Raw genomic sequence first — 25,002 nt, forward strand, 5'->3', positions numbered from 1 at the left:
CTATAATTACTGTTAAGATAGGGAGGCTTTTTAAGCTTAAATTGGATTCAGAACTCGGACATGCATACAACCGCCAAAACTCCAGCTTTAACCCTCATATTTACCTAAAACGCCATTCCTTAACTCATATGTCACCCCCAAACGCGCCGCCTCATACAAATCCGTTGACGTCGCCACCACTGTCACCCCCTCCTCCCGATTAATCCGCCCCAACATATCCCAAACCAACCCTGAATTCTCATCATCCAAACTCGAAGTCGGCTCATCCGCCAACAACACACGCGGACGATTAACCAATGCCCGAATCAACGCCACCCGCTGCCGTTCACCCCCGCTCAAACTCTCAGGAGACCGCTCCGACACAGCCTCCAACCCGAAATACCCCAAAAGTTCACTCGCCCGCGCTCGACGCTGAGGCTTCTTGACGCCTGCTAGCGCCATCGGCAACTCGATGTTCTCCATTACAGACAGCGTGGGCAAGAGGTTAAAGAATTGGAAAACCAGCCCAAACTGATGCAGCCGCAAACTGGCTTTTTGGTCGTCCTTGAGCGTCTGGGTGTCCTGTCCGAGGTAGGTAACGGTGCCATGGGTGGGGGTTTGTAGGAGTCCGAGGATTTTGAAGAGGTTGGTTTTTCCTGCGCCTGATTTGCCGCGTATTGAGACGAATTCGCCTTCGTGAATGGTTAGGTCTACGTTTTTTAATACTTTGGTAGCGCCGTAGATTTGGGAAACGTTGGTTAATTCTACGAGGGGCTTAGGGTTTTGCGTAAATGGTTACCTCCGGGTTCACATAGATGATGCTATAATTTGAAAGCGTGCTTGTCCAGTTCTGGGGCAACTCGACGGGACTGCTCTGATAGAGGACAAATCCATTGCGGTACATTTGACCATAAACGTAAATGACATCGGGTGCGGTCGCGTCTTCGGTGAAGTAGCGTAAGCCGCCAAGCACGTTTACCGTCTGGTTGTAGTAACCGCTAAGCAGATAGGAGACTTTGACATCGCCAGTGACTGTTTGATTGTCGTTGTTTGTTGCAGTCCAGCCCGCCGCTGCATATTCGGAGGGTTCATAGCGCCAGAAATACCCCAAATAGGGCTCCTGCAACGAAACTGCCGCGTATAAACTAAAAGAGTTAACCACCACCAAAAAGACAATTATAGCTGCGGCTGCGACTTTGGGCAAAGCCTGGCTTTTTTTCCATGAGCGCCGGGTTAGTTTGTAAATGCCGACAGCTACCAGCAGCATCATAGGGGGCAAAAGGAAGTTTAAACATCTAGACACCAAACCGACGCCATTAGGGAGGTTACCAAAGAAACAGTACAAAGCAAAACCAATGACGGGCAGCAACCAAAAAAACGGCAAAAACAGCGATAAACCCCGATTATACAGCCTGTTGAGCGCATAGATACAAAACGGCGTAGTCACAATAAAGGGCAAGGCAAACAAAAAGTAAGATCCAGGCAAAAGTGGGGCACCCGACAAAACGGGTAGCTGAGTCAAGACAAAAAAAAGGGCAACAAGCACGACTAAACCTAAAGCAGCCTTAAGGGCGGTTCTAGACGGCGTGCCACGTTTTGGCGTGAAAATTATGTAGAGGGCGGCTGTTAGGGTGAGGGCTTGGTAAGCTGCTACAGAGAGCAAATCGCTTGCGATGATTGTTTGAGGCAACGCCCAGTAGGCGTAAAGCCCAAAATAAAGCACCACCGCCACCAAGAGGACGACAAAGTAGTAGAAGTTGGATTTGTTAGAGTTGGTTTGCGGTTGGGGTTTGCTGAAATAGAAGGCAAGGGTGAGGCTAGCTATTATACCCAGAGTGAGAAACGCTGTGAGTTGATGGGTTAACACGAGCCCAACCGAGAGAAGAGAAAAAGCTAACGTTCCTTTCCAACCGTGCCTCAACAGGAAAACCAGAATTAGCGTTATGTATATGGGGTTTGCGAAGGTTTCCTTGGTAACGCCAGCTGTGAATAGAGTGTAGGGAAACGCTGTAGCTAAAAGGGCAGCAGCAATTAGGGCAATTGTGGTATTCTGCGTGATTTTCTTGACCAGCACAAAGTAAATCGGGATGGTTAAGGCGGCGACTATGGGAACAGCTATCCCCATAACGCTCATAGCGGAGGAATCGGTGAGTTCCGATATGGCGACTCCAAAGATGCTGACTGCGGGCATGTAATTGTTGTATCCGTCAAAGAGGTCACTGTTAAGCGGGATAGGCGTGTTCTCCATAAGCAGCTCGGTGTTTCGTATTAGGGGCCACGCGTCAGTGGAGAAAGGCATACCCGTTATTAGGGTTGGGTAGAGCCGTAAAGCCATCCCAAAAGCAATCAGCATCAAGAGGAGGAGATAGATTTTGTTTATGGATTAAACCTCCTGCGAGATATGCTTAGGCTGAGCAGCAAGAAAAGAAAAACAAAGTTTGCGACGACAATAAGGGGTTCAAACTCAAAAACAAGAGCGTGAGACAATACTTCAAGGGTACCGAGGTTTCTGAAAACCGTCATCACCCCCGCGCTGACTAAAGTTCCGATTACGGTTGCAACTAAAGTCCAGCCGAGCAATTGCAGCACGAGGTCCAGTTTTAAGTTTTTACTTGAAACGCCAAGCGCACGCAACGTTTCCAATTCCGCAGAATGCTGCTTAAAAAATAGGGTTAACGCGCATAGGGCGGTTCCACTCGCCAACGCTAAAACAGCCACGGACAAAATTAGCAGGGTTTCTTTGCTTACGCCGTAACGGTCAAGGTAACTTTTCATGAACTGCTGAGAATCCTCAACGCTTACTTTACCAGTCAGGTTGAGGTTGGCTTGAGGCAGCGGAAGAAGAGCTTCGAGTTCACGTTGGGTTTCGCTTTTAGGAGTCGGTGCAGGTTGACTAGTTTGGTTAGATAGGATGTGGGTGAGTTGGTTACTGTTGACTATTTGGGGGTCAATTTTGGTGCGTATCAGCGTAACGGTGTCGTAGTTAAGACCCCGCAGCCATTGTCCAACATAAAGCGGCACCAGAGCTTCATCATCTAAAGCGGAGTTAGACTCGAAAATGCCTTTGACAGTTAGTTGCACGTATTGACTTGACAACACGCCAAAGGCAAGTATTTGGTCACCGATTTTGAGGCTGAGTTTTGAAGCAAGTTTTTTTCCGATAAGGGCAGAGTCGGTGTCACTCAACGTCAAGTTTTCGCCCTCCAACATCGTTAACGAGTTGAGTTTAACGAGCTCATCTGGAAGAACTCCCCGCACAAACACAGATTGCCCCTCAATAGTTACGGGCGCGATAACTTCGGGGCTTGCCGCAAGCACCCCATCTACGGTAACTATTGGGTTGATTAGACTAAGCCATATCGTACCCGTGAATGGTGTGGCACCTACGTTGCTATAAACCGCCAAAATATCGGTTTGTTGCCCCGCATAGTTGGTGAATCCATTGTAGAAGCCCAAGAAACTATTGGCGGTTATGGAGAAAAGAACGGATATTAAAGACAAAATAACGACGAAACTGAGGACCCGAGGCGTTTTGAGGTAACGAAAGCGAATTAGCGTCAAAGGGGCACCTCCCGTACGACTGATCGGGCTGCGTTAAAAATTGGGTAGAGACTTCCAATCAACGCTGCGGCAAGGGCAGGCAACAAAATTGCGGCTGCTTGCAGGGGCTCAAGAAACGGCGCCAACGCCATGTTACCCCAAACCCAACGCACACCCGTAGCCGCCACCTGAGCCCCAACAACACCCAAAGCTACCCCTAACGCTGCACCAACAAGGGCAACAATCAAGGTGTACGCGAAAAGCAGGCTGATAATCAGAGGTTTTTGCGCGCCCAAACCTCGAAGAGCACCCAACTCGCATTGAGCTTCATGGATTAAACGAGCCGTCAAAACATACGCAGCAGCCAAAACTACAACATAGATTGCGATTGACCACAAGGTTATGAAAAACACAGTTTGGTTGTTTATGTCCTGAGCAAACGTCACGGTCTGCTGGGTCTGGAGGAGTTTTGTGTCAGCGGGGAGCGTTCGGGTAAGGTTAGATACGGCAGCGTTGTTTTTTAGGGATAATTCTATAAATGAGACCGACCCGCCGTTTTGGGTTAAGGCTTGGAGGCTGCTAAGCGGCATGACGATTTCTGTGTCAACCTGCTTGTTGGCTTGTATAACGCCTACAACCTTAAACGTCGCCGCATGGTCTCCAACAGTTACGGTCAGGTTGCCGTTCAGGTTGACTCCTGCAAGTTTGGAGCAGATAACGCCAATGTTTGTCTCCGCTGGATTTTGGCTTATGGAACCGTTGATGTAAGCGTGGTTATTTTTTAGAAATGCCTCTAAATCGTCCACGCCGCGGACATCTACGCTTAGGTTGGCGAATTCCGAGGTGAGGGCTGCAGGGGTTATTTGTTGGGCAACTGCATAGGCGACATCAGGGTTGCTTTGCAACTGGATGACATAGGCATAATCTACGTGACTATCAAAGAGTCCCTGCGAAGTTTTGCTTACCAAAAGGTAGGTTTCACTTATGTTCGCCAACTGTGTTAAAGAGGCGGTTTGGGCGGCGACATTGTTTAGTAAGGAAAAAATCGAGGCTACCAACGCGATTAGCAAGGCGATGGCGAATATGGCGGACGCTGTGCCTTTTTTCCGAAGAAGCATTTTGAGGATTAAGCGTCGCATGCCTATTCTCCAATAATTAAGTTAGGTGACTGCTGTGACGTTTAGCCAGAGTTGAGCCCAACGCTGAGGCTGGTACTGGTTTTGGTTTGTGGTTTCGTTATAAAACCAAAGTTCAAAAATGACCCGCTGGTTGTCGCCGGGTTGAGTCAAATTTATTGTGACTGGAAAAATCCAAGATTGGTTGTTTGCAAGAACCTGCTCAAACATCCAAATCGGCTCCACGGGGGCAGGGTTGGTTTGGGTGTAGTTGTTGCCTACCTTTACGGGTATGGTGTAGAGCATAGGTTTGCCCATTTGGTTATCCACGTAGATGTAGAGTTTAACGGGTTGGTTGACAACGATTTGGGAAGGATAATCGCCCAGCTTCTGGTTTGGGCCCAAAAGTCCCAGAGCAGTAAAGGGTTCAGTTTGGCTGGGGGGAAAATAAAATTCGGAAAACGTGACGGCTGCCACAAGAACGGTGCCTGCTAAAATTAAAGCGCAGATTTGCCGGAGAGTCACAACGAAAGATTTCGATTTTTCTACGGGTTGGAAAGTGACACGGTATTTTTTGTGAAGTTTAAACCAGACCTGCAAAATAAGCCGTGGACCCCAAAAATACGCCACAACACCTACAATGAGCAGGCAACAAACAACTATCAAGGGAACAACGGGGATGGGAACAGATGCAGCTTGTTTTAGGTCTTGGGCGGTTTGGGTTACGTTTTGGATTTGGGTTTGGGCTTGGCTTGTCAGCGTCGCGGCTTTTTGGGAGTCGGTTTCTTGTTGGGCTTGGTTCGTTAGGTTGAGTGCTTGGTTAAGTTGGTCGATTAGGCTGCTAGGGTCAGCGCCTGCGTGATAGGCGTCTAGGATAGCTTGGTAGGCTTTGTCCACTGTGTTTTGGGTGGGTTGTTGGGCGTTGACTACTGCGGCGGCTAACGTCAAAGCCGTCAATAAACAACCAATCAGAAACAGTTTAGGCATCATTAGTCTGCCAGCCACTGGATACAAATCTAGCCAGAAGACATATATAAAAATTCTATGAAACCCTTTCTAGTGATAGGGAGCCAATGAAATGAACGGTGACCTACATCAAATAATTCTACAAACTGCCCAAAAACTTGGTCAACCAACATTATCAGAACTAATTGACAGCATTACACAACAGAAAGGCGTAAAATTCGATGACGCCGCCCAAGCAGTGTATACTGAATGGAAAAGAGGCAACCTAAACCTCACAACACCCAACCCAGCCACCTCATTTACAAGCTACCTACTTAGCTTAGAAAACTCGGGATTCTGGGCAGTCACAGTTTTTCTAATTGTAACTACAGTGGTTGCCTTCACGGTTGAATCCTCCGTGCTGCTCTTTGCCCGTTACGCGTTAGGCAGTATTTTGGTTTTTTTCCTGTGTGGGCTTATGCTTATGATGGCGCTTTATCCGCGTAAGGACGATTTAGGTGGAGTGGAGCGGATTGCACTGTCTATTGGGTTTAGTCTAGTAATGGTTACTTTTGTGGGATTGATACTAAACTATACGCCGTGGGGGCTACAGCTGGGAACGATTATCGTCTCGTTGGTTGTGATTTCAGAGATACTGGCGGTGGTGTGGGTTGTTCGGAAATTTAGGTATCATATGATGGCTCTTAGGGTTTAGTGTGAAGCTTCGACTGGTCAGTTAAACCTTATTAAATGCCTTTTACACCTTGAATAAATGCAGACAATTGTCATATAATTGTCATCTATTTGTCAGCCAGACAGGGGGAACCTGCCATTTTATCAACCAACAAATACACTTCTCTAACGTTAGGCTTAACATTAAGCGGAACCCTACTCAGCATCCTTGCCTACTTCCTACTACATTCAACTCCAATAACAGCACTAGGAATATCCATTGTACTTTTAGCAACAGTCTCGTACACCATAACCAAAGAACAGCCTAAAATTCCGCCACAAGCCAGCGCAACTCTGCTAAAAACAGGCGTAGAGAACATCTCCACACTCGTGGAAGAACTTGGCCTAAAAAACCAAGCTATCTACCTACCTTCCTCAATAACAGGAAATAAACCAAAAGCGCTAATCCCCTTAGAGTCAACCATCGAGTTCCAACAGAAACCTCTACCACAAAGACTCATAGTCAAATATGGACCCAAACCAAACCACATGGGTTTACTCATCACCACAGCGGGTTCCTCAATTAGCGAAAACCTAAAAGCCAAACCTGATGGTTCAGCAGAGGACGTGGAAACAGCGATTTCGCAGGTCATAGTCAACACTATGGACTTAGCGAGCGCCGCCCGCGTAATTTTCGGTAATCAAATGGTCATAGTTGAGGTGCTAAAACCCAGATTTGAATATGACAAAATGTGGATTTACCAATGCATCGGCAGCCCTATTGCGTCGATAGTCGCGTCGATTGCTGCCCAAGTTCTAAACCGACCGTTAAGCATCCAAAAAGAAACTTTTGGCAACGGCAAACACAGCATTGAATTAAAAGTGCTGGAGAAAACAAGTTGAGAGCCCCCGAAAGATGGTTACTGTCTTTCGCATTGACTTTTACAATCACCAACGTTGTTTTAGCATTCATCAGCAACGCCGGTTTAAGCCTCTACCTTGCAGTTTACATTATTGAATACTTGGTGTTAACATTTTTCCTCGCGCCACGGGACCCAGGCACTCAAAAAATCAGTAACCTCATCAATTATGTGCTTTTCAGCATTTTTATTTTAGTGGTGATTCAAAAAGTCATAGAAATCTGGGGGGCAAATCTACCATGAAGCGCCCAACAGTAATTCTGATTTTGTTGATGCTAACGTCCACTTTTACTTCCTGCGCTACAGCATCTGAACCAGGATATATTCCTCATGAGGACCCTACAGGCACCCAGGGCACAAGCATCGACGCATATTATTTTCTAACTCAATATGCAAGCATCTTTGCTCTTTTAGCAGACAAAAAATTCGAGAATGCCAGCCAATTAACTCAAGACGTGAGTCGCATCAAACTTCCTGAAGATATAATCTTCATACTAAACAGGTATAACAATTTAACACAACAATTAATCAGCACCTTAAACCAACTCCAAAACACACTAGATAACGCATCGGCGTTACTTGACCAAAATAGGCTCAACGAAGCAGAACGCGCCCTCAATCAAGCTGGAATTTTGGTTTTGCAAGCCCGGAATTATTTAGGCGACCTCAAAGACGCCACAACCACGGTGAGCAAAAGATTAGGGATATGGGCTGCACCAGCAGATAGCGACATACTCCAAGCCTACAACCGACTTGAAAGCATGCTTCAAAGACTAAACGACCTCATAGACCGATACTACGAACTGCTTAAGCAGGCAAAACAAAGAGCAAAGGAGATAGCTACAGAAAACCTAAGCGCTACAGAATTGACACTGAACCTAAGCGTAACTGAATGTTTCGTGGGAGAAACCGTGACAGCCTTGGGGATTCTAACTGCAAATGGAAACGGCTTGGGTAACCAAGAAGTGAAACTGTTTTTAGACAACAATGAAACGGCAACGGCAAAAACCGATTCAAACGGCGCTTACAGTACAGCCATAAAGATTCCCTACAAGTATGTAGAACATGTTTTGATTAACGCGAAATATACTCCAGAAGGCAGCAACAAAGATGCATATCTGGCGTCAACAAGCCCCACGGTGAGGTTGAGGGTTCTTTTTTACGTAACAGTCTTGGAGATAGATGTGCCCAAGGAAGCTTACCCCGGGGCACCGCTCACTTTGCAGGGTAACGTCACAACAGAAAACGGTCCCCCGCTCAACCCACGTCAAGTGCAAATTCGACTTGACGGCAGCAACCAATCAGAGGTCCAAACTAATGATGCAGGGCGCTTTACGTCGCAATTCATAATTGACGCCCGTGTAGAGGTCGGTAACCATAACTTAACCGTCAATGTCGACCCCGAGGGCGTTTATACAGGAGCAAATGGACTTTTCACGTTAAACATAACGAAGAAAGCCACAGATTTGCAGGTGGAGACGCCTACGTTTATTTTTCTTCCCACACAAATACAGGTTAGCGGAACAGCACATGTACAAGACAAGCCCCTAAACAATGCCAAAATAATAGTTGACTTCTTGAACATTTCCAAAACGACTCGAACAAACACCGACGGCACCTTCAACATAACCTTAGACATACCTGTAGATACTGTTTTAGGCGGGTACCAGACGCTTGAGGTGGAAGTGCAACCTGCTCAGCCATGGCAAGCGCCCGAACAAAACCAAACAGGCGTTTTTGCATTGAACATTGTAAGCATCTGCGTAGCGTTGGCGTCTTCTATAGCGGTTGGAGTTGGAGCATATCTCAAGTTCTCAAAAACAAAACAGAACAACAAACCGCAAACGGTAATCAAAGAACAAATAAGCCAAACCCCCGAAAAAGCGCCAGCCATTTTTGAGCCAGTCAGTTTTGAGGGAATAAAAGGGCAGATTCTCAAAGCATATCTGGAAGCACAAAAAGCAGTGCAACAAGCAACAAAACTAACCTTGGAATCTAACATGACACTGCGTGAATATGCTCATCTTATAAGCGCCAAAATAGGGGAAGCTGCCGCGGGATTTTTTGAGTTGACCTCTTTGGCGGAAAAGAGTCTTTATTCGCCGCATGAACCTCAAATAGAAGACGCTGAAAAAGCAGAAGATTCAGCGAGCAACATTAGGAGGTTTTTGTCTGAGGGTTCCTAAGGTTTTGTTGTTATTGATTTTCGGGGTTATCCTGTTGCTGTGTGTGGTTATCTGGTTTTATCCACCCGTGGGAGATTTTAATGTAGAGAACCCCTCATGGAACGGCTTAACTGCCTTTAGCAGTCAAACCAACGCCACACCCGTAACGTCAATGGATAAACTGCCCGCCCAGAGCCAAAACACGGCGCTAATCATAATCCCCTACAGCGAATACACCCCCGCTGAACTTGAGCAAATCAAAAATTACGTTGAATCAGGCGGAACACTTCTGGTTATGGATGATTACGGTTCAGGAAACCAGATACTGGAAAACTTGGGCGTGAACATCGAATTTGTTGGTAAACCACTTCTGGATCCCTTGTTTGATTATCAAAACAAACAGTTACCGATAATTACAGATTTTAAAAATACCAGTCAAACCGCCAATGTAAGCAGCGTAGTTTTTAACCACGCCACAAGCCTAAGGATCTTAGCAAATTACACAATCCTTGCCTATTCATCGGGTTTTAGCTTCATCGATGAAAACAACAATCAAGAATGGGACAACGAAGAAACAGTTGGAGCCCAACCAGTGGCGGCTTATACACAAATAGGAGAGGGTTATGTGGTTGCGGTTGCGGACCCAAGCGTGCTGATTAACAGCATGATAAACCTCAACGACAATCAACGATTCATAACCAACCTCGTGCGCATCCAAAGCAGCAACCCCAAAATCTACCTGGACCAAACACACCTAATCAACTCACCGCTAAGCGACGCCAAAACAAGCCTCAACCTGATTTATTCCGCTGCCGCTTCACCAATAGGGATCGTCTGTGTAGTGGCGGCGCTTTTGGCGGTTATGTTATACCCTTTTTACAGGAGGAACAAAAATGATTGAAGAGAAAACAAACAACGACGTTGCAAACAAAATTCTAAGTGAAATTGCAAAAGTCGTGATTGACAAAAGAGATATCCAAGAACTCCTTCTAATCGCGCTTCTAAGTGAAGGGCACATCCTTATTGAGGGTCTTCCAGGAACGGCGAAAACTTTGCTTGCGAAAACCTTTGCCCAAGTCATCGGGGGGCAATACAAAAGAATACAATTTACCCCCGACATGTTACCCGCTGACGTTACAGGCTTCTATCTCTACACACCGGACGGAAAAAGCCGCTTAATCGAAGGCCCCATCTTTGCCAACATTGTCTTAAGCGATGAATTAAACCGCACCACTCCACGAACGCAAGCCGCCTTAATCGAGGCCATGCAGGAAAAACAGGTTACATTAGAGGGCGAAACCCGCTTTCTACCTAGGCCCTTTATGGTTGTAGCCAGCCAGTTACCATACGGGTCAGAAGGAACATACCCGTTAACTGAGGTGCAAACGGACCGTTTCATGTTAAGTGTTTGGAGTGACCATTTAGATGAGGAATACGAAAAGCAGGTGCTCCAAAAAATTGACTACATAGAACAGCCAGACATTAAACCCGTGGCATCCTTAAGCGAGATTATGGCAGTTCAGCAGCAAATAAAAAAAGTCTATGTTTCTGAAGAAATCCGCCAATACATCATTTCGTTGCTTAGCTATGCTAGAGTCGACCCTGATGTGGTGGCGGGTCCAAGTACAAGAGCAAGCATTGGACTTTTCAAAACCGCAAGAACCCTCGCGTTTCTGCAGGGCAGAGACTACGTGATTCCAGATGACGTAAAAGCCCTCATAGAACCAGTCTTCAAACATCGCCTAATAGTTAAAACCGAGGCTGAAATGGAGAATGTGACCCCCAAAACCATCGTTGAACGTCTGCAAAAAGAGGTGCCTGTTCCAAAAATCGAATAAACCATGGAGCAACAAGATGGCGTCTCACTCATTTTTAATCCTAAAAATATATTTTGTGATTGTTTTGTTAGGGGGAACACTAGTTTCGCCACTACCCCTATTCGGTTTAGCCCTCGCATTGCTTCTGCTACAGGTATACACTGCAGCTAAACCGCCTCAGCCAAGTGCAAACATAGCTATAACAATCGCAACCCTGATTTTTGCGCCTTTAACATTGACAATGCTTGTTGGCGAATGGGCGGCAGTTCTGTTTATCCTTCCGGGAATTGAACTCTTAGATTTGAACCTGCAAGCCAACAAAACGTCACCGTCGGCTTTCTCAAAAGTCCCCCGAAGAGCCACAACAGTGTCGAAAACACTTGTTGCAACCTTGGCAGTTGCCTTCCTCGCGGCTCTAACCCTTCAAAACATAACGTTGCTTCTCGCCGCGTTTGTGGTATTGATTTATTTAGCGGCAATTTTAGGGTATAGTCTGCATAAGATTCCGCTAAATCCATTAAAGGAGACAAACACCTGGAACCGTATCATAGTCGGCAACACAGCCAACAATCACACAAAGATAACCTCAAAAACCAGCCTGCCACTCACCGCCACTTTAACCTCAACAGAACCGTGGGTTGTAGTGGAACCAAAAAAACTCATATTCACAAACCAAACCCCTGAAAAAATAAGCTTGACCTATACGCCTCCGCTTGCGGGACCCTCAAGCCTGCAGTTACAAGCCATCACCCTTGACCCAAGGGGACTATTACAACATAATCAAACGCTTGAACCACTCAGTCTACACATTATCCCCCGCGCTAAATACGCTCGGTGGCTTGCTGAAAAATACCTCAAACAGACCACTTCCGGAACTACTACAGCGGCAATTCTGCTTCCGCGCGCGTTAAAGACTGCTAAACAGGGGATAGAATACTTTGGCAACCGCCTCTACAGTCCCGGAGATAGACTTCGAGACGTAGATTGGAAACACACTATCATGCTTAATGAATTAATCACTAAGGAGTTCACGGGTGCTCAGGGGCAACCCAACATCATTGTTGCAGATTTGATGGTCAATGATGCCGAAGGCGCAGACCAACTTGCCTACAACATGGTTATGGCAGCATTAACCTCAGCTATGGCAGCGTTGCCTGCAGGACTAGCGGTGTATAACCAAAAAAAAGTTATTGCAGCTACTCCGCCTGAGGAACCAGCGGAAACCCTTAAAAAAACCTTGAATATAACCCAAAAAATTGTAGTCCAAGACCCGCCACTGAAACTAACTAAACCCCCCGAACTGGTTATAATAAAAAAAACAATTCGAGACCTAAACCAAACCCAAACGCAACCCGCCCAGAAACTCGCAGAAATGATGCAATTCGAGTATGAAGCCATCTTCAACTCGGCAAAAACACATCCAGCTATGCAAGCGCTTAACCGAGCCATTAGCAAGACACCACCACCCGCTACTTTGACGGTTGTATCCAAGTTCGGGTATGATGCGGATGCGTTGATAGTATCCTTGGAATTACTAAAAAATAGAGGGTATGGTAACATCCGCGTTTCTACAGATTAGCTTGTCTAGCAAAGGTGTTGCTTGGCAAGCCACATAGCGGAGCGACTGAAAAAATAACAAGTTTAAACCTAAAAAATTGTTTACAATACATTAAAACCTCAAATTATTAATTAAATTCAGCTTAATCCAATTGATTTATATCACATCAAGCACAAATATTCTTCAGGTAAAGGCGTTATGAGCACGGTTAATGTTGCCATAATAGGCTGCGGATGGGCCGCAGAAAGCCACATATCAGCATGGAGACAAGTCAAAAACTACAACGTAATATCCGTAGTAGACATTAACGAAACCCTGGCCTCAAAAACAGCAACAAAATGGAACATCCCCTCAAACTACTCATCCATGACGGAAGCCCTAAAACAGCAAAACGTCGACATCATCGACATCTGCACACCCCCCAAAGCTCACAGACCCCTAGCAGTTGAAGCCATGGACAAAGGCAAATCCATCCAAATTGAGAAGCCGCTAACTATGACCATAAAAGAAGCAAAAGAAATCGTAGATTGCCAAAACAAGACCGGCTTAATGGCAGGAGTTGTTTATAATTGGCTGTTTGAGCCATGCGTTATGGAAGCCACCGACGCCGTAAAAAAAGGGGAAATAGGTGAAGTCATTAACGTAGAAATCCAAGCCCCCATGCTCCCGACCGATTCAATGGCGGCCAATGAACAACACTGGAGCCACAAGCTGCCGGGGGGAAGATTCGGCGAGTTCCTCTTGCACCCCATATACATATTGAGGAACTTTTTAGGCGATGAACTCAACCCAGTTAGCGTCGCGGTAAGCAAAATAGGAAACATCCCATGGATGAAATACGACGAGCTGACCGCCATCTTAAGCCATAAGGGCAGATTTGCAACAATCTACGCCTCGTTTAATTCGCCCTTTCCAGGAATCTTCATCAACATATATGGCACAGAAGGGCTCATACGGCTGGATGTTATAAACTCAATCTACATGATACTTCCCAAAATTGATGTGACAACCAAAACTAGCAGGTTAGGAGTATATTCACGTGAGTCTGGGCAACTCACTAAATCAGTAGTCAAAAACCTCGGGTTATACGCATCCAGAAAATGGATGTCGGGACACGAAAAATGCTTGAAAATGTATGCCGAAAGTTACCTCAATCACGGCCAGCCTCCAGTCACCCTTGAAGATTCCTACAAGGACACCATAGTGCTAGAAAAAATGTGTAACCTTATCGACGCAAACGAACCCTGAATTAAGAACGCTTTAAACCAACGATTACCAGTTTTTCATTCAACACTTCTTCTCTATGCAAATCAGGAATTTTTTTAGTTAACTCACTCCAAATCTGATCAGACATAACATCGCTTGCCTTAGGTGTAGACGGCGAAGAATAAGAAACGTGCACTTCGAAATAGTTTGAGAAAGCTTCCACAAAACGTTTTGCCCTAAACTTGTTTAGATGAGCAGGCAAAACAAACTTGCAGCCTCGAAGATGATCCCAAGGTTCAAACTCCGAGAAATTAGCCCATTGTGGGTTATGTCCGCCCGAGATGCTGGTGAATAGGTGAATAATGTTTACGGTTATCCCCCCATTTTTTAAGACTTCAAAAATTCGTTTAACAGCCAACTCAGGGTGTTCAAGATGCTCAAAAAGATCTTTGGACACCACAATATCGGCGGAGTTGTCCTTTATTGTTGTCAGCAACTCTACGTTGTCTTGATGAAAACATAATCCGGGGATTGCCTCATAATGCTGGTGGTTTAACAGAATTTTTTGGTAATTGATCCTTTTGTGGGTTAAATCAAGCTGAACAAAACGCGAGGTTTCAACAAAACCATTTGCCTTAAGAGAAGCAAAGTAGTTACCCAGAGAAGGTCGCTGAAATATGTAGGAACTGTCAAGCCCCACTACGTGGTGACCATCGAGCGCAAACAGTAACGTATGCGGGAAATGTTTGCCGCACCCCAAATCCAGTATTACTCGCGGTTCCGCCAAAAAGTCCCTGCCTAAATATTGCTGGATTTTCTGGGTAAGGATGGCGTGTGCTTGGAGGTCGTTTTTTGCCCTATAGGGTTCTTCTTCTTTGAGAACCATTAAAACATATTTTAATGGATTAGGTGGCAAAAGTCCATCCAAAATTGAAAAGTAATTATTTTTGGTGATGGGCGTAAATTGTGCCGTCTAACTCACAGATGTTAAAGTCTGCTTCATGAAGCATACGCTGCACATCAATAGCTAACTGAGGTGTGTGGGTATCGATTACAAATTTGACGTTAGGTTTTTTGAGTGTTTGACTCGCACCTTTTAGGATGTCAAGCTCGGCACCTTGTGTGTCAATCTTTATGATGTTTGGAGAGATACCTAAGCCGCCGACTAAATTGTCCAAAGTTAAAGCTTTAACAGTTATTTTGCGGCCAGTATAGGTGTCAGAGAAGCCGTCTCGGATGTCGGTTTTTATTGTGTGACCTCCGCTACTTCGGCATTCAAACAAATTCACGTCTGATGACACATTCGAAATTGCCACATTCAACAAGTGAATGCTTTTCCGTTTAGGCATATTTGATTTCAAAAAGCTGTAATTGGCAGGGTTTGGTTCCACAGCCACCACGCTGTCAGCGCCGCGCATGACTGCTTTCAGGGAGTACATGCCATGATGAGCGCCGATGTCGATGACAGTTATACCTTTGACAAGTTTGAAACCGTTGAGTTTTTCTAATCCGTCAAAAAAGAAGGTGTCAATCACCTGTAAACCATGAAACAGGTCTGTCGTAAAAGTTACCCCACAAACATTCAATTTGCCCAGAAACCTGCCCAAAGCATGGTATAATATGAATGAACGGAGTTTATGGGGAAGAACAGCAAGCATGAGGGTCAATAACCCAAATTTGGGGCTGGCCCTAATCAGCGAAGAGTACTCTCTATATTTAAAAACAATATCCAACTTTTTTCACAGTCCATTGAGTTGATTTATGGGGAAACCCGAAGGTCGTAGGATGTAGTTGAGTAAACTATGTCATAGTTTGAAGCGGTAAAGTTCCCCGGAGACGCTATAAAATAAGAATCGTCCACTCTCACAAAATAAACAGACGAAGCATCAATTACTCGTGAAATCTCATACCAGTTACCCTGAGGTACATCGCCATAGGTTCCAAGGCACAACGCAACATCGTATTCATCTACGGGCAAATCAACTGGCGCCACATTATATACTACATACGCGTTGTCAGTCGCGGTTTCATTTAGAAACTCCGCACCTAAGTAGACGGCGCGGTTAAAAAAGGGCAGTTGACGAGGTTGTCCGTCTAAAGTTGAAGTGAACCAGTTGGACTGCTGTGCTAATGAACCTACAGCCATGACGGCGATAATGACCGCCATTAACGAGAGGCGGAGTAACTTTTTGGCGTCACCTATTTTCTCGTAGAGAAGCACAAGCCCAAAAGAAGCTAACAAAGCAAGACCAACAAAAGCGAAACTAAGAATTCTTTGACCTAGCCCCCCCACAAAGCTAACGTTATAAAACCGAATCAGCATAGCAGCAAAAAACAACCCAGTACAAGTGAGCACAAAAACTGTTGTCACCGACAGTTTTAAGGAAAAAAGTTTGCGCAACCCAAACAACCCGAGCAGCAACAACAACACATATTGTGCTATGGCAAAAAAAATGTTGAAAGGCGATTTATCGGGCATTATCGCAGAAGTCTGCTCGGATGAGAAGGCACGAGTGAACACGTCTAAAACGCTGTTGAATCCGGTTTCTAGGACGCCCTGAGAAGCGGATACGGAAACAAAAAAACCCCAAAACGCCACTAACCCAATAGCTAATCCAACAAATTTTATGTAACGCGAGTTTTTAGGTGCAAAAAGGGCGAATAAAACCAGAAAAGCCACCATCATGTAGGAGGTGAAGTGGTGCCCCATAACTACTAACAGCATGACAGCGAATGTTAAAGCGATGTAACTGACTTTTTTGACGCCTTCAAATTTAAGGAAAAGCGCAAAAACCAGAAGCATCATGGGGAAAGCTAAAGATTCCCGGACAAATTGAGAATGGAAAAAAGTGCTCGAATAGGACGTTAAGAAGATGATTGAGGAGACGCCGGCGACTTGTAAGGTTGCGCCCAATTGTGTGAAGATTGTTAGAAGAGAATAAACCAAAACAACACATAACAAAGGAAGCAGAATAAACCGCCATAAAACAAAGGGATCCAACCCCGTCACTTTTGAAGAGGAAGCCGCCAAAACGTGTATGGCTGGAAAAGAACTGTACTGATACGTTCGCCTGTTATCACCTACTTCCCCAACTGTAAAATGAGTAGATTGAGTTATGATGTCGGCGATTCGGTAGTCAATCATTGAGTCGGAAAACCAACCCTCCCCATATGCGGGTTCAGCGCTAACTATGGGACCGCACTGGGAGATAGCAAGCAAAATCAATGAAAAAACTACAAGTCTCCAACTTGGCTTTGCTAAGCAAATGATTATTGGGGGTATAAAGCAGAGAACCACAAACAAATAAAGAATCGGTGAACGGGAGAAAAGATAAAGCAGGGGCAACACGACAAGTTGCCAGCCGATGAGTAATTTGATAGGTAACTTCAAAGGGTACTTACCCAAGATTCGGTTTGCAAAGATTTCTGGCAAGCATCAAGAATACCAATAACCGCCAAACTCTCAAATGGAAGAACGGGAGGCGCCCTATTTGCGACTACGCAGGAGAGAAATTGGTTAATGAAATCTATATGCCCGTTTACTCGGCGAGCGTAAACACCTGAAACTGCATCCAACCCAATTTTGAGAACCTGCATCGTAGAATGCATTTGCGTATTTACAATAGTCTTGGAGGAATGCGTATGGGTGAGCAGGTCATATTTCAGGTCAATTTCCGCATTGGAACCAGTACCAAAGAGGCGCATCTTGTTTTCGCCATCGCCGCCCAAATAGGAAACATCAAGGTAACCAAACACTCCGCTTCGAGTTTTTAACAATGCTACCACATGAGTGGGGAACCCATAGCTTTCAAATGGGTCAGACCCAACAGCTAACACGTCAGTTACGCCACCGACAAGCCAGTTAAATAAGTCGATTTGGTGAACAGCCGTCTCAAAGATTATGCCCCCTGAAAGTGCAGGGTCACGAAGATACGAAGACGAGGGCACACCACACATGTGAAAGGTCATGTGGGAACCCAAAAGTTTACCCATGCATCCCTCCTCAACCAGCGATTTGACTTTCTTGGCGCTGGACAGGAAACGATAATTTTGGATCGCGGACAACTTTACCTTTTTTTGCTCAGCGGCATCCACGATTTTTTTTGCATCACCATAATTGAATGCTAAGGGTTTTTCCACCATCACGTGATGACCGCTACTTACGGCGTCGAATGCGATTTGGGCATGCAACGCAGGCGGAGTACAGATGTCGATTACATCTAAATCAGTATCGAGAATTTCGCTGTAGTCTGAGAGACACTTTTTAATGCCGTACCGTTTGGCGGCGCTTTTAGCAAGGTCAATGCTCACATCAACTGCAGCCGCTAATTCGACTCCGGGAATTTGCGTTAAGATAGGCAGGTGAACTTCGGTGGCGATTTTACCGCAGCCCACTATACCAACTTTTAATTTGTGTCCTGTCATTTTTTTAACACTTTTTTGGTTGAAAGATACGTTTTGGTTAAAACAAAATCCAAAAACATGTAGCGGCTCAGTTGGGGAGTAGCATTGAGAGTGCTGCTGACAGCCCCGTATTTTTTATTACCCAAGGCTTTCTGTTGGGCTTTCTCTAAATGCACGATTTTTTGGGGGTTACATTTCAAAGTGACCGCACATAGGGCGTCAACGGCAACGGGGTCAACGCCACCCAACAACAAACCATGATTCCTCGGAATACCCGCAGACGGACCAAAGAAGCCCTCCAAAACGAGGATGCCATCAACAAGCGAGAAGTCGGGTTTTCGCATCAAATTCGCGTCCACGATTACGTCGTCTAAAAAGGGGTGGTAGTCAATTTTGCGTTTATAGGGTAAGCAGCCAAACTGGTTTTTTAGAATACAGGAAATACCAGTCATAGTGTGCCGTTTAAGTTTGGCAAGGCTTACAAAAAAGTCGCATTCTAACAAGGTATTGGGAACGTCAACCTCTTTGAAATGAAAACCATCTATGGCTTTTTTGGTCAAGGTATCCTTGGATAAATTAATTAGCTCCACGCCTAACTCCGACGCAAGCTTCTCAAAACCCAACCAACGGTACAGATATTTGACGTATTCACCGGTTGAATCGCTTTCAACAAGACAGATTGATTCAGGTGCACAGTTGTCTTGAAGATATTTTACCAAGGCAGCCACTACTCGCGGGTCGCTTGTTACTCCTGTTTCATAGGACCGGGCGCAGCTTAGGTTGAGTTTGATGGCGATTTTGCCGTGGCTGGGTACTTTGGTTTGGGATAAAGCAAAGATTTTAGCGATGCTGCCATAGCAACCGCCGATGTTTGTGTGTTCAATGACAACCCTTGACGCGTTCATGATGTTTCAGGGGTTCTGTTTTTATTTAGGTTGATTTGAACCAAATCGAAGAGACCTTGAGTTAACCCAACAACCTTGAGGGCCGTATCAAGGAATACGTTGAATGGAATAATTGCAAGTTCACTTTTTGTGAATTTCTTTCTTGCCCTAAAAACAATCGTTAACGCATAGAGAAACAAACCGGTAACGCCTAAGACGAACTCAACGCCGATTATGGTCAGGATGTTTTGGGGAAAAAGAAAACCAAAAAGCAGGGTTACAGCAATGAAGCCAAGCAGGGCGCCGCATAAGAGATACGTGGTGAAGGCTGCGGAGTAATGGGCTTTTAGGCTAGTCATGAAAATGTCACGCTTCGTTAGGACCGGGACGCCATAGCGCATGATTTTTCGGATTCGATAAGGGCTCTCGGCGTGGCGATAATGATTTATGGCGATACGGGGTTCAAACAACAGTTGGTTTTTTGTGTTGGGTTCACAGAACATTCGGACGTGAAGTTCGGATTCTTCCCAGTACTTAAGCGACGGGTCAAATCCGCCCAATCTAAAGAAAGCGCCCTTTTGGTAAGCAGAGTTGCAACCCTTAATTCGAAATACTGCGTCAATATCAGAAGCTGTTTCTTGACGACCATACGTGTCAAAGATGCCACGGCTTCTACTGGACAAGGTGTCATCTTCAACGTTGACATCTAAGCCGCCGAAAGCAGTTAGATGGGGATTTTTTGCAAAACAATCATAGACCTGGCGTAACCAGTCAGGGGGGAAAAGGCAATCGTCGTCTGTGAAAACAAGTATGTCGCCTTTGGCGTTTTGGGCGCCAACGTTGCAGGCGCCGCCTCGGGTACCATAGTTTTCGTAACAGACAGTGACGGGAAAAGCGGAAGCCAATCGTACGGTGTCATCGGTAGAGTGCCCATCAACAATTATGACCTCAAAGCTCTTGAAGGACTGGTGGAATAGCGATTTAAGGCAGTTGCTGATGCGTTTAGCAGAGTTCTTGGTAGGTATGATTACGGACAGAGCGTAAGTTTGAGTTTCTGCCAAGAGGGTTTCTTCACTCATAGGGGCACTGAAGAAAAGGGCATAGAATAGTCATTTTCAAGCACAGAGTGGTAGATTTTTAAAATGCCCTCGCTAACTTCGTCCCAGGAATAGAGTCTTTGCTCCGCCAAATCTCTTTTAGAGTAATTGGCCAAATTCGGCGAAGCCAGCACAGATAACATGCTCTCGCAGATGCGCTGCGGAGTAATTGGAGGGGCAATACCCACACTTAAGCCATTGTTAACAAAATCACTTAAAGCAGACGTGTTAGCGACCAAAGTTGGGGTACCTACCGCTATCGCTTCAGCGACAACCATGTTAAAAGCCTCCAATTCGGAGGGCATTACACACAAAGAGGCAGATTGGTACTCATCAAAAAGCTCAGACTGCTGCAAATTAGATTTAAAGACTACCCGGCCTTGCAGGTTTGCTTTCTGAATGTACTGTTTTGCGGTTGATTCGTAACTACCCAAACCTACAGCAGTCAAGGTCGCGTCATATTTTTTTTCATTCACCAGTATGTCGAAGGCTTTTAAGAGTTTATCAAAGTTTTTTTGTTTCTCCAACCGACCAACATACAAGATTTTTGATTCACTAGGAGGCTTCCAATGACGGTTGCTGATTTGAGTCCAATCAATTGCGTTTGGCAAAACGACTGTTCTGCCAACTGCTTCGCTGAAATGTTTCTCGAATAAGTGTTGCTCGTAGGGGGAAACACAAATTATTCGGGAAGGAACCTGAAGAACACTATGCATAATTGACCGATAAAACCTAAGAAGAATATTTCGTTCAACCGAATAGGACCGCCCGTGATAATGGGGCGTAAAAACCAGAGGCTGAGTTTTGCGTTTACCCAACAACGCCGCAAAGGAAGAAAATGCTTGGAAGCTTTGAACATCCATAATGTCAGCGTTGCAATGTTTAACTGCACCATAAATCTGGGGGCTTGATAGGACATATGCGCTTTTAGGCCCTGAAGAACGGTACCGCCGCACTGCAACCCCGTTGATTTCTTCTTTAGAGGGAAGGTTACCTGAATAATCAGTTGTAATAACGTCAACCTCTACTCCCTTCTTGACCAGACGAGTTGCCAACTCATATAATCTCACTTCTATACCGCCAATCTTAGGGTAAAACTCGGGAGAAATAAAAGCGACACGCAATAGAAAATGCACTGTTATTTTATCAAAAACAAGGGGTACCGACGAAACTTGTAAGAAACGTAGCCGAGACCAAAAAAACACATCAACAAAACAAAAACCTTAGCTTTCCGAAACCCAATCCGAGTTTCGCGAACCATAGAAGCAAAGATATCCACCGTGAGTTCTTTTAGCATTTTAGACCGCATTGATTCGCGCCTGTTTTTGGAGTACCATTTGTCGGCGTATCGGGCTTCGGCGCATCCCTGCCAGAACGCGTATTTTTTGATGTACTTGTTACTTAACCGATTAGAATACACTTTATGGTGAACCCATACGTCAGGGTTGTAAATTATGGATTTCTGGGTTAGCGCGGTTATTTTCATAGCGAAATCGTTGTCTTCGTTGGGGAACCCAAGTTTTCCCTCGGCACTTGCGCCAGCGCCCAAATTAACGGGAAACTGGGCAAATTTGAAAGCCTCCGCCCTAAAAGACATGTTAACACCCGAGGAGAGGTTGGTTTCGCGTTCGCTATTCCAGCCTCGAAAAGCGGTGCAGCCAATCATCCAGTAAAGGGACTCAGGAAACCAAGAATCGGACTTATCAATCCACAGCGGCACCGCTTGACCAGTAACGCCTATGGCTTGAGGATACCGCCGATAAGTCTCTATCAGATTTTCTGCCCAGTCAGGAGACAAAATCGCATCGTCATCAGTTATAGCAATTATTTTCCCAGACGAGTTGGCTATACCCAAATTTCTAGAAAAAGAAATGCCTCGTAACCCAGGACTAAATATAACTTTAACCTGCAAACCGGAATCTCCAAGGTGACGCAAGAGGTCATGGTAGAGCTGCTTTGATTCTTCAACCACCACAATTACTTCTATGTCGGAGCGGGTTTGTTTTCCCGCTGAATCCAAAAACTCAAAGAGGTCTTTTTTTCTTTGAGCATTATACGTTGGAACTATTACGGATAAAGCGGGTTTCATGGACAGATTCTCTGTTTTGGCGTTAGGTTTTGTTTTAAAAACTGGAAGGTTTCGATTGCGTGCGCTTGCTTTGAAACGCCTACAGCGACCCCGCGGAGGTTGGGCAGACCCTTAAGGTAGTCAACGGCCTCGGGTACACTCAGGTAGCCGGAAGCCAAAACGTTCATCGCCAACACGTTAGCCTCAGATAGCGTGTTTAGAGCTGCTTCACATTCTTCTCGCGAGGGGTTCATTTGAAAACCGACCGAGTTAAAAGGCGCCACTAAAACAACATCATCAAGGCTTAATCGCCATTGACGGATTTTTTTGAGCAACAATGCGAAATTGCGGGTTTCAAAACCTGCCACAACGTTATGTGACTGAACCTCGGCGATGAATGATTCAAAAAACCACTTCAAATCCAGAGCTAAAGCCATGTCGGTCAGCAGTTCGTGCAGCAAAACCGAGTTTAACTCGCCTTTTTTTCCTGATGCAGACTTAATTTGGTCAATCTCCAGCGATAATAAACCAGCTAAGAGACACTTAACATCGCGTTTAACGACGCCCTGAAAACAGGCAAGTGCCGCACCAGCGTCATGGGAGGTTATCATTTGATGAGTAAAATCTTTAACCATCCCCTCCATGCCCTTCTGACCGCTTACCCTCACATAATCAACTGCGCTGGGAACAATAGCGTGAAGATTCAGGGTTACGGAGGGGTTTTTGTTTTTTAGGGCGCCCAGAATGGATAGCATGCGATCATTGACGGAGAACATGAAACCGTCTGCGCCGTTTCCTATTGCTGTGAGAACCAGTTCAGCGCAGTAATCAGGGCTAGTTATATCGTTGACTCTGACGCGTGCACGGTCCTGTGATAGGTGGTTGACGCCTTGGAAAGCGTTGTCGCCGACTAAGAGCAAAGAATCGGTTTTAGGATATTCGCTGGTATTCATCGATTATTCTCTCGACTTTTAGGGCAGCAAGAAAGTCTGGTTGTGCCACGCTGCCTTCGGCTATGGAGGCAATGAAGGCTTTGCTTTCTCGATAGTATTCGGGTGCGCCAAGAAGAAAATCAACGTTATCGCCCAAGTTTAACCGGTACAACTTAGTTGGAGCCTCATCGGGGCGTTTTAGTGTTAACTGGTCATCATTGACGTTTATGGCGCCTTTTGTGCCATCAAGTTCTAACCCAATCTCAGGTAAACGGTAACCGGCCTTGCACCATGAAGCATCAACCATCCCCACAACATCTTCACCTTCAACGTTTATGGTAAGGGACTCGACGAAGCCGCTGTTGTCGAGTTTATTTTCCCGTTTAGAAACCACTTTTAAGTCGCCAAAAAAATGCAACGACAAATCAATCGCATGTGAACACAAATCGCGCAACAGCCCACCTCGTGCAAGAGACGCTTTTTGGGCTTTCTCACAGTCGAGCGTTGAGAAGTCAGAAGAATACGCATATGCCTTAAACGAAACGGGTTTGCCGATGGTACCATTCTGCAGAAGCTCATAGGCTTTTTTGAAGGTTACAGCGTAACGGCGTTCGTAGCCAACCATGTTTTTGCCACCGCTGCCAGCGGCTAGTTTGCAGATGATTTCGGCTTGGTCAACAGAGGAGGCAAGTGTTTTTTCGACAAAAATATTTGACGTAATATTTTCTTTAAAGATGCTCTCAACGATTTGGGCGTGTGACGGAATTGGAGTAGTAACGTAGACAACATCTAGATTTAATGTTGCAAAATCATCCACTGTGTTTACGAACGTGATTTCTTTGAGGGCATTTTTAGCAAAGCCAGTTATCAGTTTGCTTTTGTCGCAGGCAGCTACAACTGTCACGTTTGGCATGGCACTAAGCATGCTCATGTGCAAAAGCCCCATTTTGCCCAGCCCCACAATCCCTGCACGCAACAAAACAAGCACTCAGCTTTTAGGAGAATCGTTGTCGCAGAATCGCAAAAACCGCTTTAAACCCCTGCGTCCCCATTGGTAATTTGCTGTTACCTGTTTTTCTGCCAGTATCTCGGCAATGTATCTCTGCAACTTTTAACCCTGCCTGCTTTATTTTCACGCAAAGAACAGGTTCATAGTCAAACTGGTCATCAGATAGGCTGATTTTGCTTAGGCAACTTTTCCAGAACGCGTTATAGCCGCAACAGACGTCAGTGTACTTTGTGCCGTATAGGAAGTTTGTGTAGCGCGCCAACATTTTGTTGCCGATTTTTCTGTGAAACGGCATAACAGGATCCGCGTCTAAAAAACGGGAACCTTTCGAAAAATCGTAGCCCTGAAGAAGCATAGAGACAAAGATAGGGATCTGTTCGGGGTCAGTTGAGCCGTCGGCGTCTAAGGTTACAATGATTTCTCCAGTAGCGTTTCGAAAACCATACTTCATTGCAGTGTCTTTTCCGTGTCCAGGCTGATAGAGCACTCGAATAGAGGGCAGAACCTGTTTAGCAACGGAAACCGTGTTGTCAGTAGAGTGCCCATCTACCAAAATGACTTCTGAGATCCATTTGGGAATTTTTCTTACCACCGTGGCTACGTTTGCTTCCTCGTTTAAGGTGCAGATTACCACAGAAACCCGGGGGAAAACAGAAGATACATTTTCGTAGCCTAGAGTCATTATTAACCA

At 45.4% G+C, this 25,002-nt stretch carries 24 protein-coding genes; 8 read left to right on the top strand and 16 right to left on the bottom strand.

Features of this window, described 5'->3' with window-relative positions; genetic code table 11:
- Window positions 1–87 precede the first annotated feature (87 nt).
- From NWE92_09115 to NWE92_09135, 5 genes are read right to left on the bottom strand one after another with little or no spacing between them, the layout of a single operon-like run.
- Entirely contained in the window at window positions 88–723 is a 636-nt protein-coding gene (locus NWE92_09115) for an ABC transporter ATP-binding protein (GenBank protein ID MCW4029787.1), read from the bottom strand.
- 31 nt (window positions 724–754) lie between these two features.
- On the bottom strand, window positions 755–2,335 hold the full coding sequence (locus NWE92_09120; protein MCW4029788.1) for a hypothetical protein: 1,581 nt from the start codon (window positions 2,333–2,335) through the stop codon (window positions 755–757).
- A 20-nt stretch (window positions 2,336–2,355) separates the two neighbouring features.
- On the bottom strand, window positions 2,356–3,540 hold the full coding sequence (locus NWE92_09125) for an FtsX-like permease family protein (protein MCW4029789.1): 1,185 nt from the start codon (window positions 3,538–3,540) through the stop codon (window positions 2,356–2,358).
- Entirely contained in the window at window positions 3,537–4,658 is a 1,122-nt protein-coding gene (locus NWE92_09130) for an ABC transporter permease (GenBank protein ID MCW4029790.1), read from the bottom strand. Before NWE92_09130 ends, NWE92_09125 begins: the two co-directional genes overlap by 4 nt.
- 21 nt (window positions 4,659–4,679) lie before the next feature.
- Window positions 4,680–5,624, bottom strand: a complete 945-nt coding sequence (locus NWE92_09135; GenBank protein ID MCW4029791.1) for a DUF1616 domain-containing protein — start codon at window positions 5,622–5,624, stop codon at window positions 4,680–4,682.
- 88 nt (window positions 5,625–5,712) lie between these two features.
- On the opposite strand from NWE92_09135, the gene NWE92_09140 reads away from it, so the two are divergent.
- The 8 genes from NWE92_09140 to NWE92_09175 all read left to right on the top strand — a co-directional run bounded on the left by NWE92_09140 (window position 5,713) and on the right by NWE92_09175 (window position 13,959).
- Window positions 5,713–6,294 (top strand): DUF1616 domain-containing protein, encoded by a 582-nt coding sequence (locus tag NWE92_09140; protein MCW4029792.1) that lies wholly within the window; start codon window positions 5,713–5,715, stop codon window positions 6,292–6,294.
- 89 nt (window positions 6,295–6,383) lie between these two features.
- Window positions 6,384–7,154, top strand: a complete 771-nt coding sequence (locus NWE92_09145; protein ID MCW4029793.1) for a hypothetical protein — start codon at window positions 6,384–6,386, stop codon at window positions 7,152–7,154.
- Between the two features lie 32 nt (window positions 7,155–7,186).
- Entirely contained in the window at window positions 7,187–7,414 is a 228-nt protein-coding gene (locus tag NWE92_09150; protein MCW4029794.1) for a hypothetical protein, read from the top strand.
- Window positions 7,411–9,357 carry a hypothetical protein gene (locus tag NWE92_09155; protein ID MCW4029795.1) on the top strand — a complete coding sequence of 649 codons (1,947 nt, stop codon included), beginning with the start codon at window positions 7,411–7,413 and terminating at the stop codon, window positions 9,355–9,357. The genes NWE92_09150 and NWE92_09155 overlap by 4 nt, the downstream gene beginning before the upstream one ends.
- Window positions 9,358–9,370: 13 nt before the next feature.
- Window positions 9,371–10,237 carry a DUF4350 domain-containing protein gene (locus NWE92_09160; protein ID MCW4029796.1) on the top strand — a complete coding sequence of 289 codons (867 nt, stop codon included), beginning with the start codon at window positions 9,371–9,373 and terminating at the stop codon, window positions 10,235–10,237.
- The gene (locus NWE92_09165; protein MCW4029797.1) at window positions 10,230–11,174 is read left to right on the top strand and encodes a MoxR family ATPase; all 945 of its coding nucleotides are present in this window, start codon (window positions 10,230–10,232) and stop codon (window positions 11,172–11,174) included. Before NWE92_09160 ends, NWE92_09165 begins: the two co-directional genes overlap by 8 nt.
- Window positions 11,175–11,190: 16 nt before the next feature.
- Window positions 11,191–12,732: a DUF58 domain-containing protein gene (locus NWE92_09170; GenBank protein MCW4029798.1), complete on the top strand. Its 1,542-nt coding sequence runs from the start codon at window positions 11,191–11,193 to the stop codon at window positions 12,730–12,732.
- 177 nt (window positions 12,733–12,909) lie between these two features.
- Window positions 12,910–13,959 carry a Gfo/Idh/MocA family oxidoreductase gene (locus NWE92_09175; GenBank protein ID MCW4029799.1) on the top strand — a complete coding sequence of 350 codons (1,050 nt, stop codon included), beginning with the start codon at window positions 12,910–12,912 and terminating at the stop codon, window positions 13,957–13,959.
- A gap of 1 nt (window position 13,960) precedes the next feature.
- Here NWE92_09175 and NWE92_09180 read toward each other — a convergent pair whose 3' ends face one another.
- From NWE92_09180 to NWE92_09230, 11 genes are all read right to left on the bottom strand, one after another.
- Window positions 13,961–14,803: a class I SAM-dependent methyltransferase gene (locus NWE92_09180; GenBank protein ID MCW4029800.1), complete on the bottom strand. Its 843-nt coding sequence runs from the start codon at window positions 14,801–14,803 to the stop codon at window positions 13,961–13,963.
- 55 nt (window positions 14,804–14,858) lie between these two features.
- Window positions 14,859–15,452 carry an FkbM family methyltransferase gene (locus NWE92_09185; GenBank protein ID MCW4029801.1) on the bottom strand — a complete coding sequence of 198 codons (594 nt, stop codon included), beginning with the start codon at window positions 15,450–15,452 and terminating at the stop codon, window positions 14,859–14,861.
- Between the two features lie 224 nt (window positions 15,453–15,676).
- A complete protein-coding gene (locus NWE92_09190) occupies window positions 15,677–17,308 on the bottom strand; it encodes a hypothetical protein (GenBank protein MCW4029802.1) in 1,632 nt (543 codons plus the stop codon).
- A complete protein-coding gene (locus NWE92_09195; protein MCW4029803.1) occupies window positions 17,305–18,342 on the bottom strand; it encodes a Gfo/Idh/MocA family oxidoreductase in 1,038 nt (345 codons plus the stop codon). Before NWE92_09195 ends, NWE92_09190 begins: the two co-directional genes overlap by 4 nt.
- Window positions 18,339–19,226 carry a DUF362 domain-containing protein gene (locus NWE92_09200; protein MCW4029804.1) on the bottom strand — a complete coding sequence of 296 codons (888 nt, stop codon included), beginning with the start codon at window positions 19,224–19,226 and terminating at the stop codon, window positions 18,339–18,341. The genes NWE92_09195 and NWE92_09200 overlap by 4 nt, the downstream gene beginning before the upstream one ends.
- Window positions 19,223–20,284 carry a glycosyltransferase family 2 protein gene (locus NWE92_09205; GenBank protein MCW4029805.1) on the bottom strand — a complete coding sequence of 354 codons (1,062 nt, stop codon included), beginning with the start codon at window positions 20,282–20,284 and terminating at the stop codon, window positions 19,223–19,225. The genes NWE92_09200 and NWE92_09205 overlap by 4 nt, the downstream gene beginning before the upstream one ends.
- Window positions 20,281–21,438 carry a glycosyltransferase family 4 protein gene (locus NWE92_09210; protein MCW4029806.1) on the bottom strand — a complete coding sequence of 386 codons (1,158 nt, stop codon included), beginning with the start codon at window positions 21,436–21,438 and terminating at the stop codon, window positions 20,281–20,283. Before NWE92_09210 ends, NWE92_09205 begins: the two co-directional genes overlap by 4 nt.
- Window positions 21,439–21,440: 2 nt before the next feature.
- Complete coding sequence (locus NWE92_09215) at window positions 21,441–22,391, bottom strand: glycosyltransferase (GenBank protein MCW4029807.1); 951 nt, start codon at window positions 22,389–22,391, stop codon at window positions 21,441–21,443.
- Entirely contained in the window at window positions 22,388–23,323 is a 936-nt protein-coding gene (locus tag NWE92_09220; protein MCW4029808.1) for a hypothetical protein, read from the bottom strand. The genes NWE92_09215 and NWE92_09220 overlap by 4 nt, the downstream gene beginning before the upstream one ends.
- The gene (locus NWE92_09225; protein ID MCW4029809.1) at window positions 23,301–24,290 is read right to left on the bottom strand and encodes a Gfo/Idh/MocA family oxidoreductase; all 990 of its coding nucleotides are present in this window, start codon (window positions 24,288–24,290) and stop codon (window positions 23,301–23,303) included. Before NWE92_09225 ends, NWE92_09220 begins: the two co-directional genes overlap by 23 nt.
- Window positions 24,291–24,297: 7 nt before the next feature.
- Entirely contained in the window at window positions 24,298–24,993 is a 696-nt protein-coding gene (locus NWE92_09230) for a glycosyltransferase family 2 protein (protein MCW4029810.1), read from the bottom strand.
- Window positions 24,994–25,002: the final 9 nt, after the last annotated feature.

This window comes from Candidatus Bathyarchaeota archaeon (assembly GCA_026014745.1).
GTDB lineage: Archaea > Thermoproteota > Bathyarchaeia > Bathyarchaeales > Bathycorpusculaceae > Bathycorpusculum.

Bases quoted from the DNA above. Each gene is read 5' to 3' on its own strand.
- NWE92_09130 (MCW4029790.1), bottom strand. From the start codon at position 4,658: ATGCGACGCTTAATCCTCAAAATGCTTCTTCGGAAAAAAGGCACAGCG.
- NWE92_09135 (MCW4029791.1), bottom strand. From the start codon at position 5,624: ATGATGCCTAAACTGTTTCTGATTGGTTGTTTATTGACGGCTTTGACG.
- NWE92_09140 (MCW4029792.1), top strand. From the start codon at position 5,713: ATGAACGGTGACCTACATCAAATAATTCTACAAACTGCCCAAAAACTT.
- NWE92_09155 (MCW4029795.1), top strand. From the start codon at position 7,411: ATGAAGCGCCCAACAGTAATTCTGATTTTGTTGATGCTAACGTCCACT.
- NWE92_09165 (MCW4029797.1), top strand. From the start codon at position 10,230: ATGATTGAAGAGAAAACAAACAACGACGTTGCAAACAAAATTCTAAGT.
- NWE92_09170 (MCW4029798.1), top strand. From the start codon at position 11,191: ATGGCGTCTCACTCATTTTTAATCCTAAAAATATATTTTGTGATTGTT.
- NWE92_09175 (MCW4029799.1), top strand. From the start codon at position 12,910: ATGAGCACGGTTAATGTTGCCATAATAGGCTGCGGATGGGCCGCAGAA.
- NWE92_09180 (MCW4029800.1), bottom strand. From the start codon at position 14,803: ATGGTTCTCAAAGAAGAAGAACCCTATAGGGCAAAAAACGACCTCCAA.
- NWE92_09195 (MCW4029803.1), bottom strand. From the start codon at position 18,342: ATGACAGGACACAAATTAAAAGTTGGTATAGTGGGCTGCGGTAAAATC.
- NWE92_09200 (MCW4029804.1), bottom strand. From the start codon at position 19,226: ATGAACGCGTCAAGGGTTGTCATTGAACACACAAACATCGGCGGTTGC.
- NWE92_09205 (MCW4029805.1), bottom strand. From the start codon at position 20,284: ATGAGTGAAGAAACCCTCTTGGCAGAAACTCAAACTTACGCTCTGTCC.
- NWE92_09215 (MCW4029807.1), bottom strand. From the start codon at position 22,391: ATGAAACCCGCTTTATCCGTAATAGTTCCAACGTATAATGCTCAAAGA.
- NWE92_09220 (MCW4029808.1), bottom strand. From the start codon at position 23,323: ATGAATACCAGCGAATATCCTAAAACCGATTCTTTGCTCTTAGTCGGC.
- NWE92_09230 (MCW4029810.1), bottom strand. From the start codon at position 24,993: ATGACTCTAGGCTACGAAAATGTATCTTCTGTTTTCCCCCGGGTTTCT.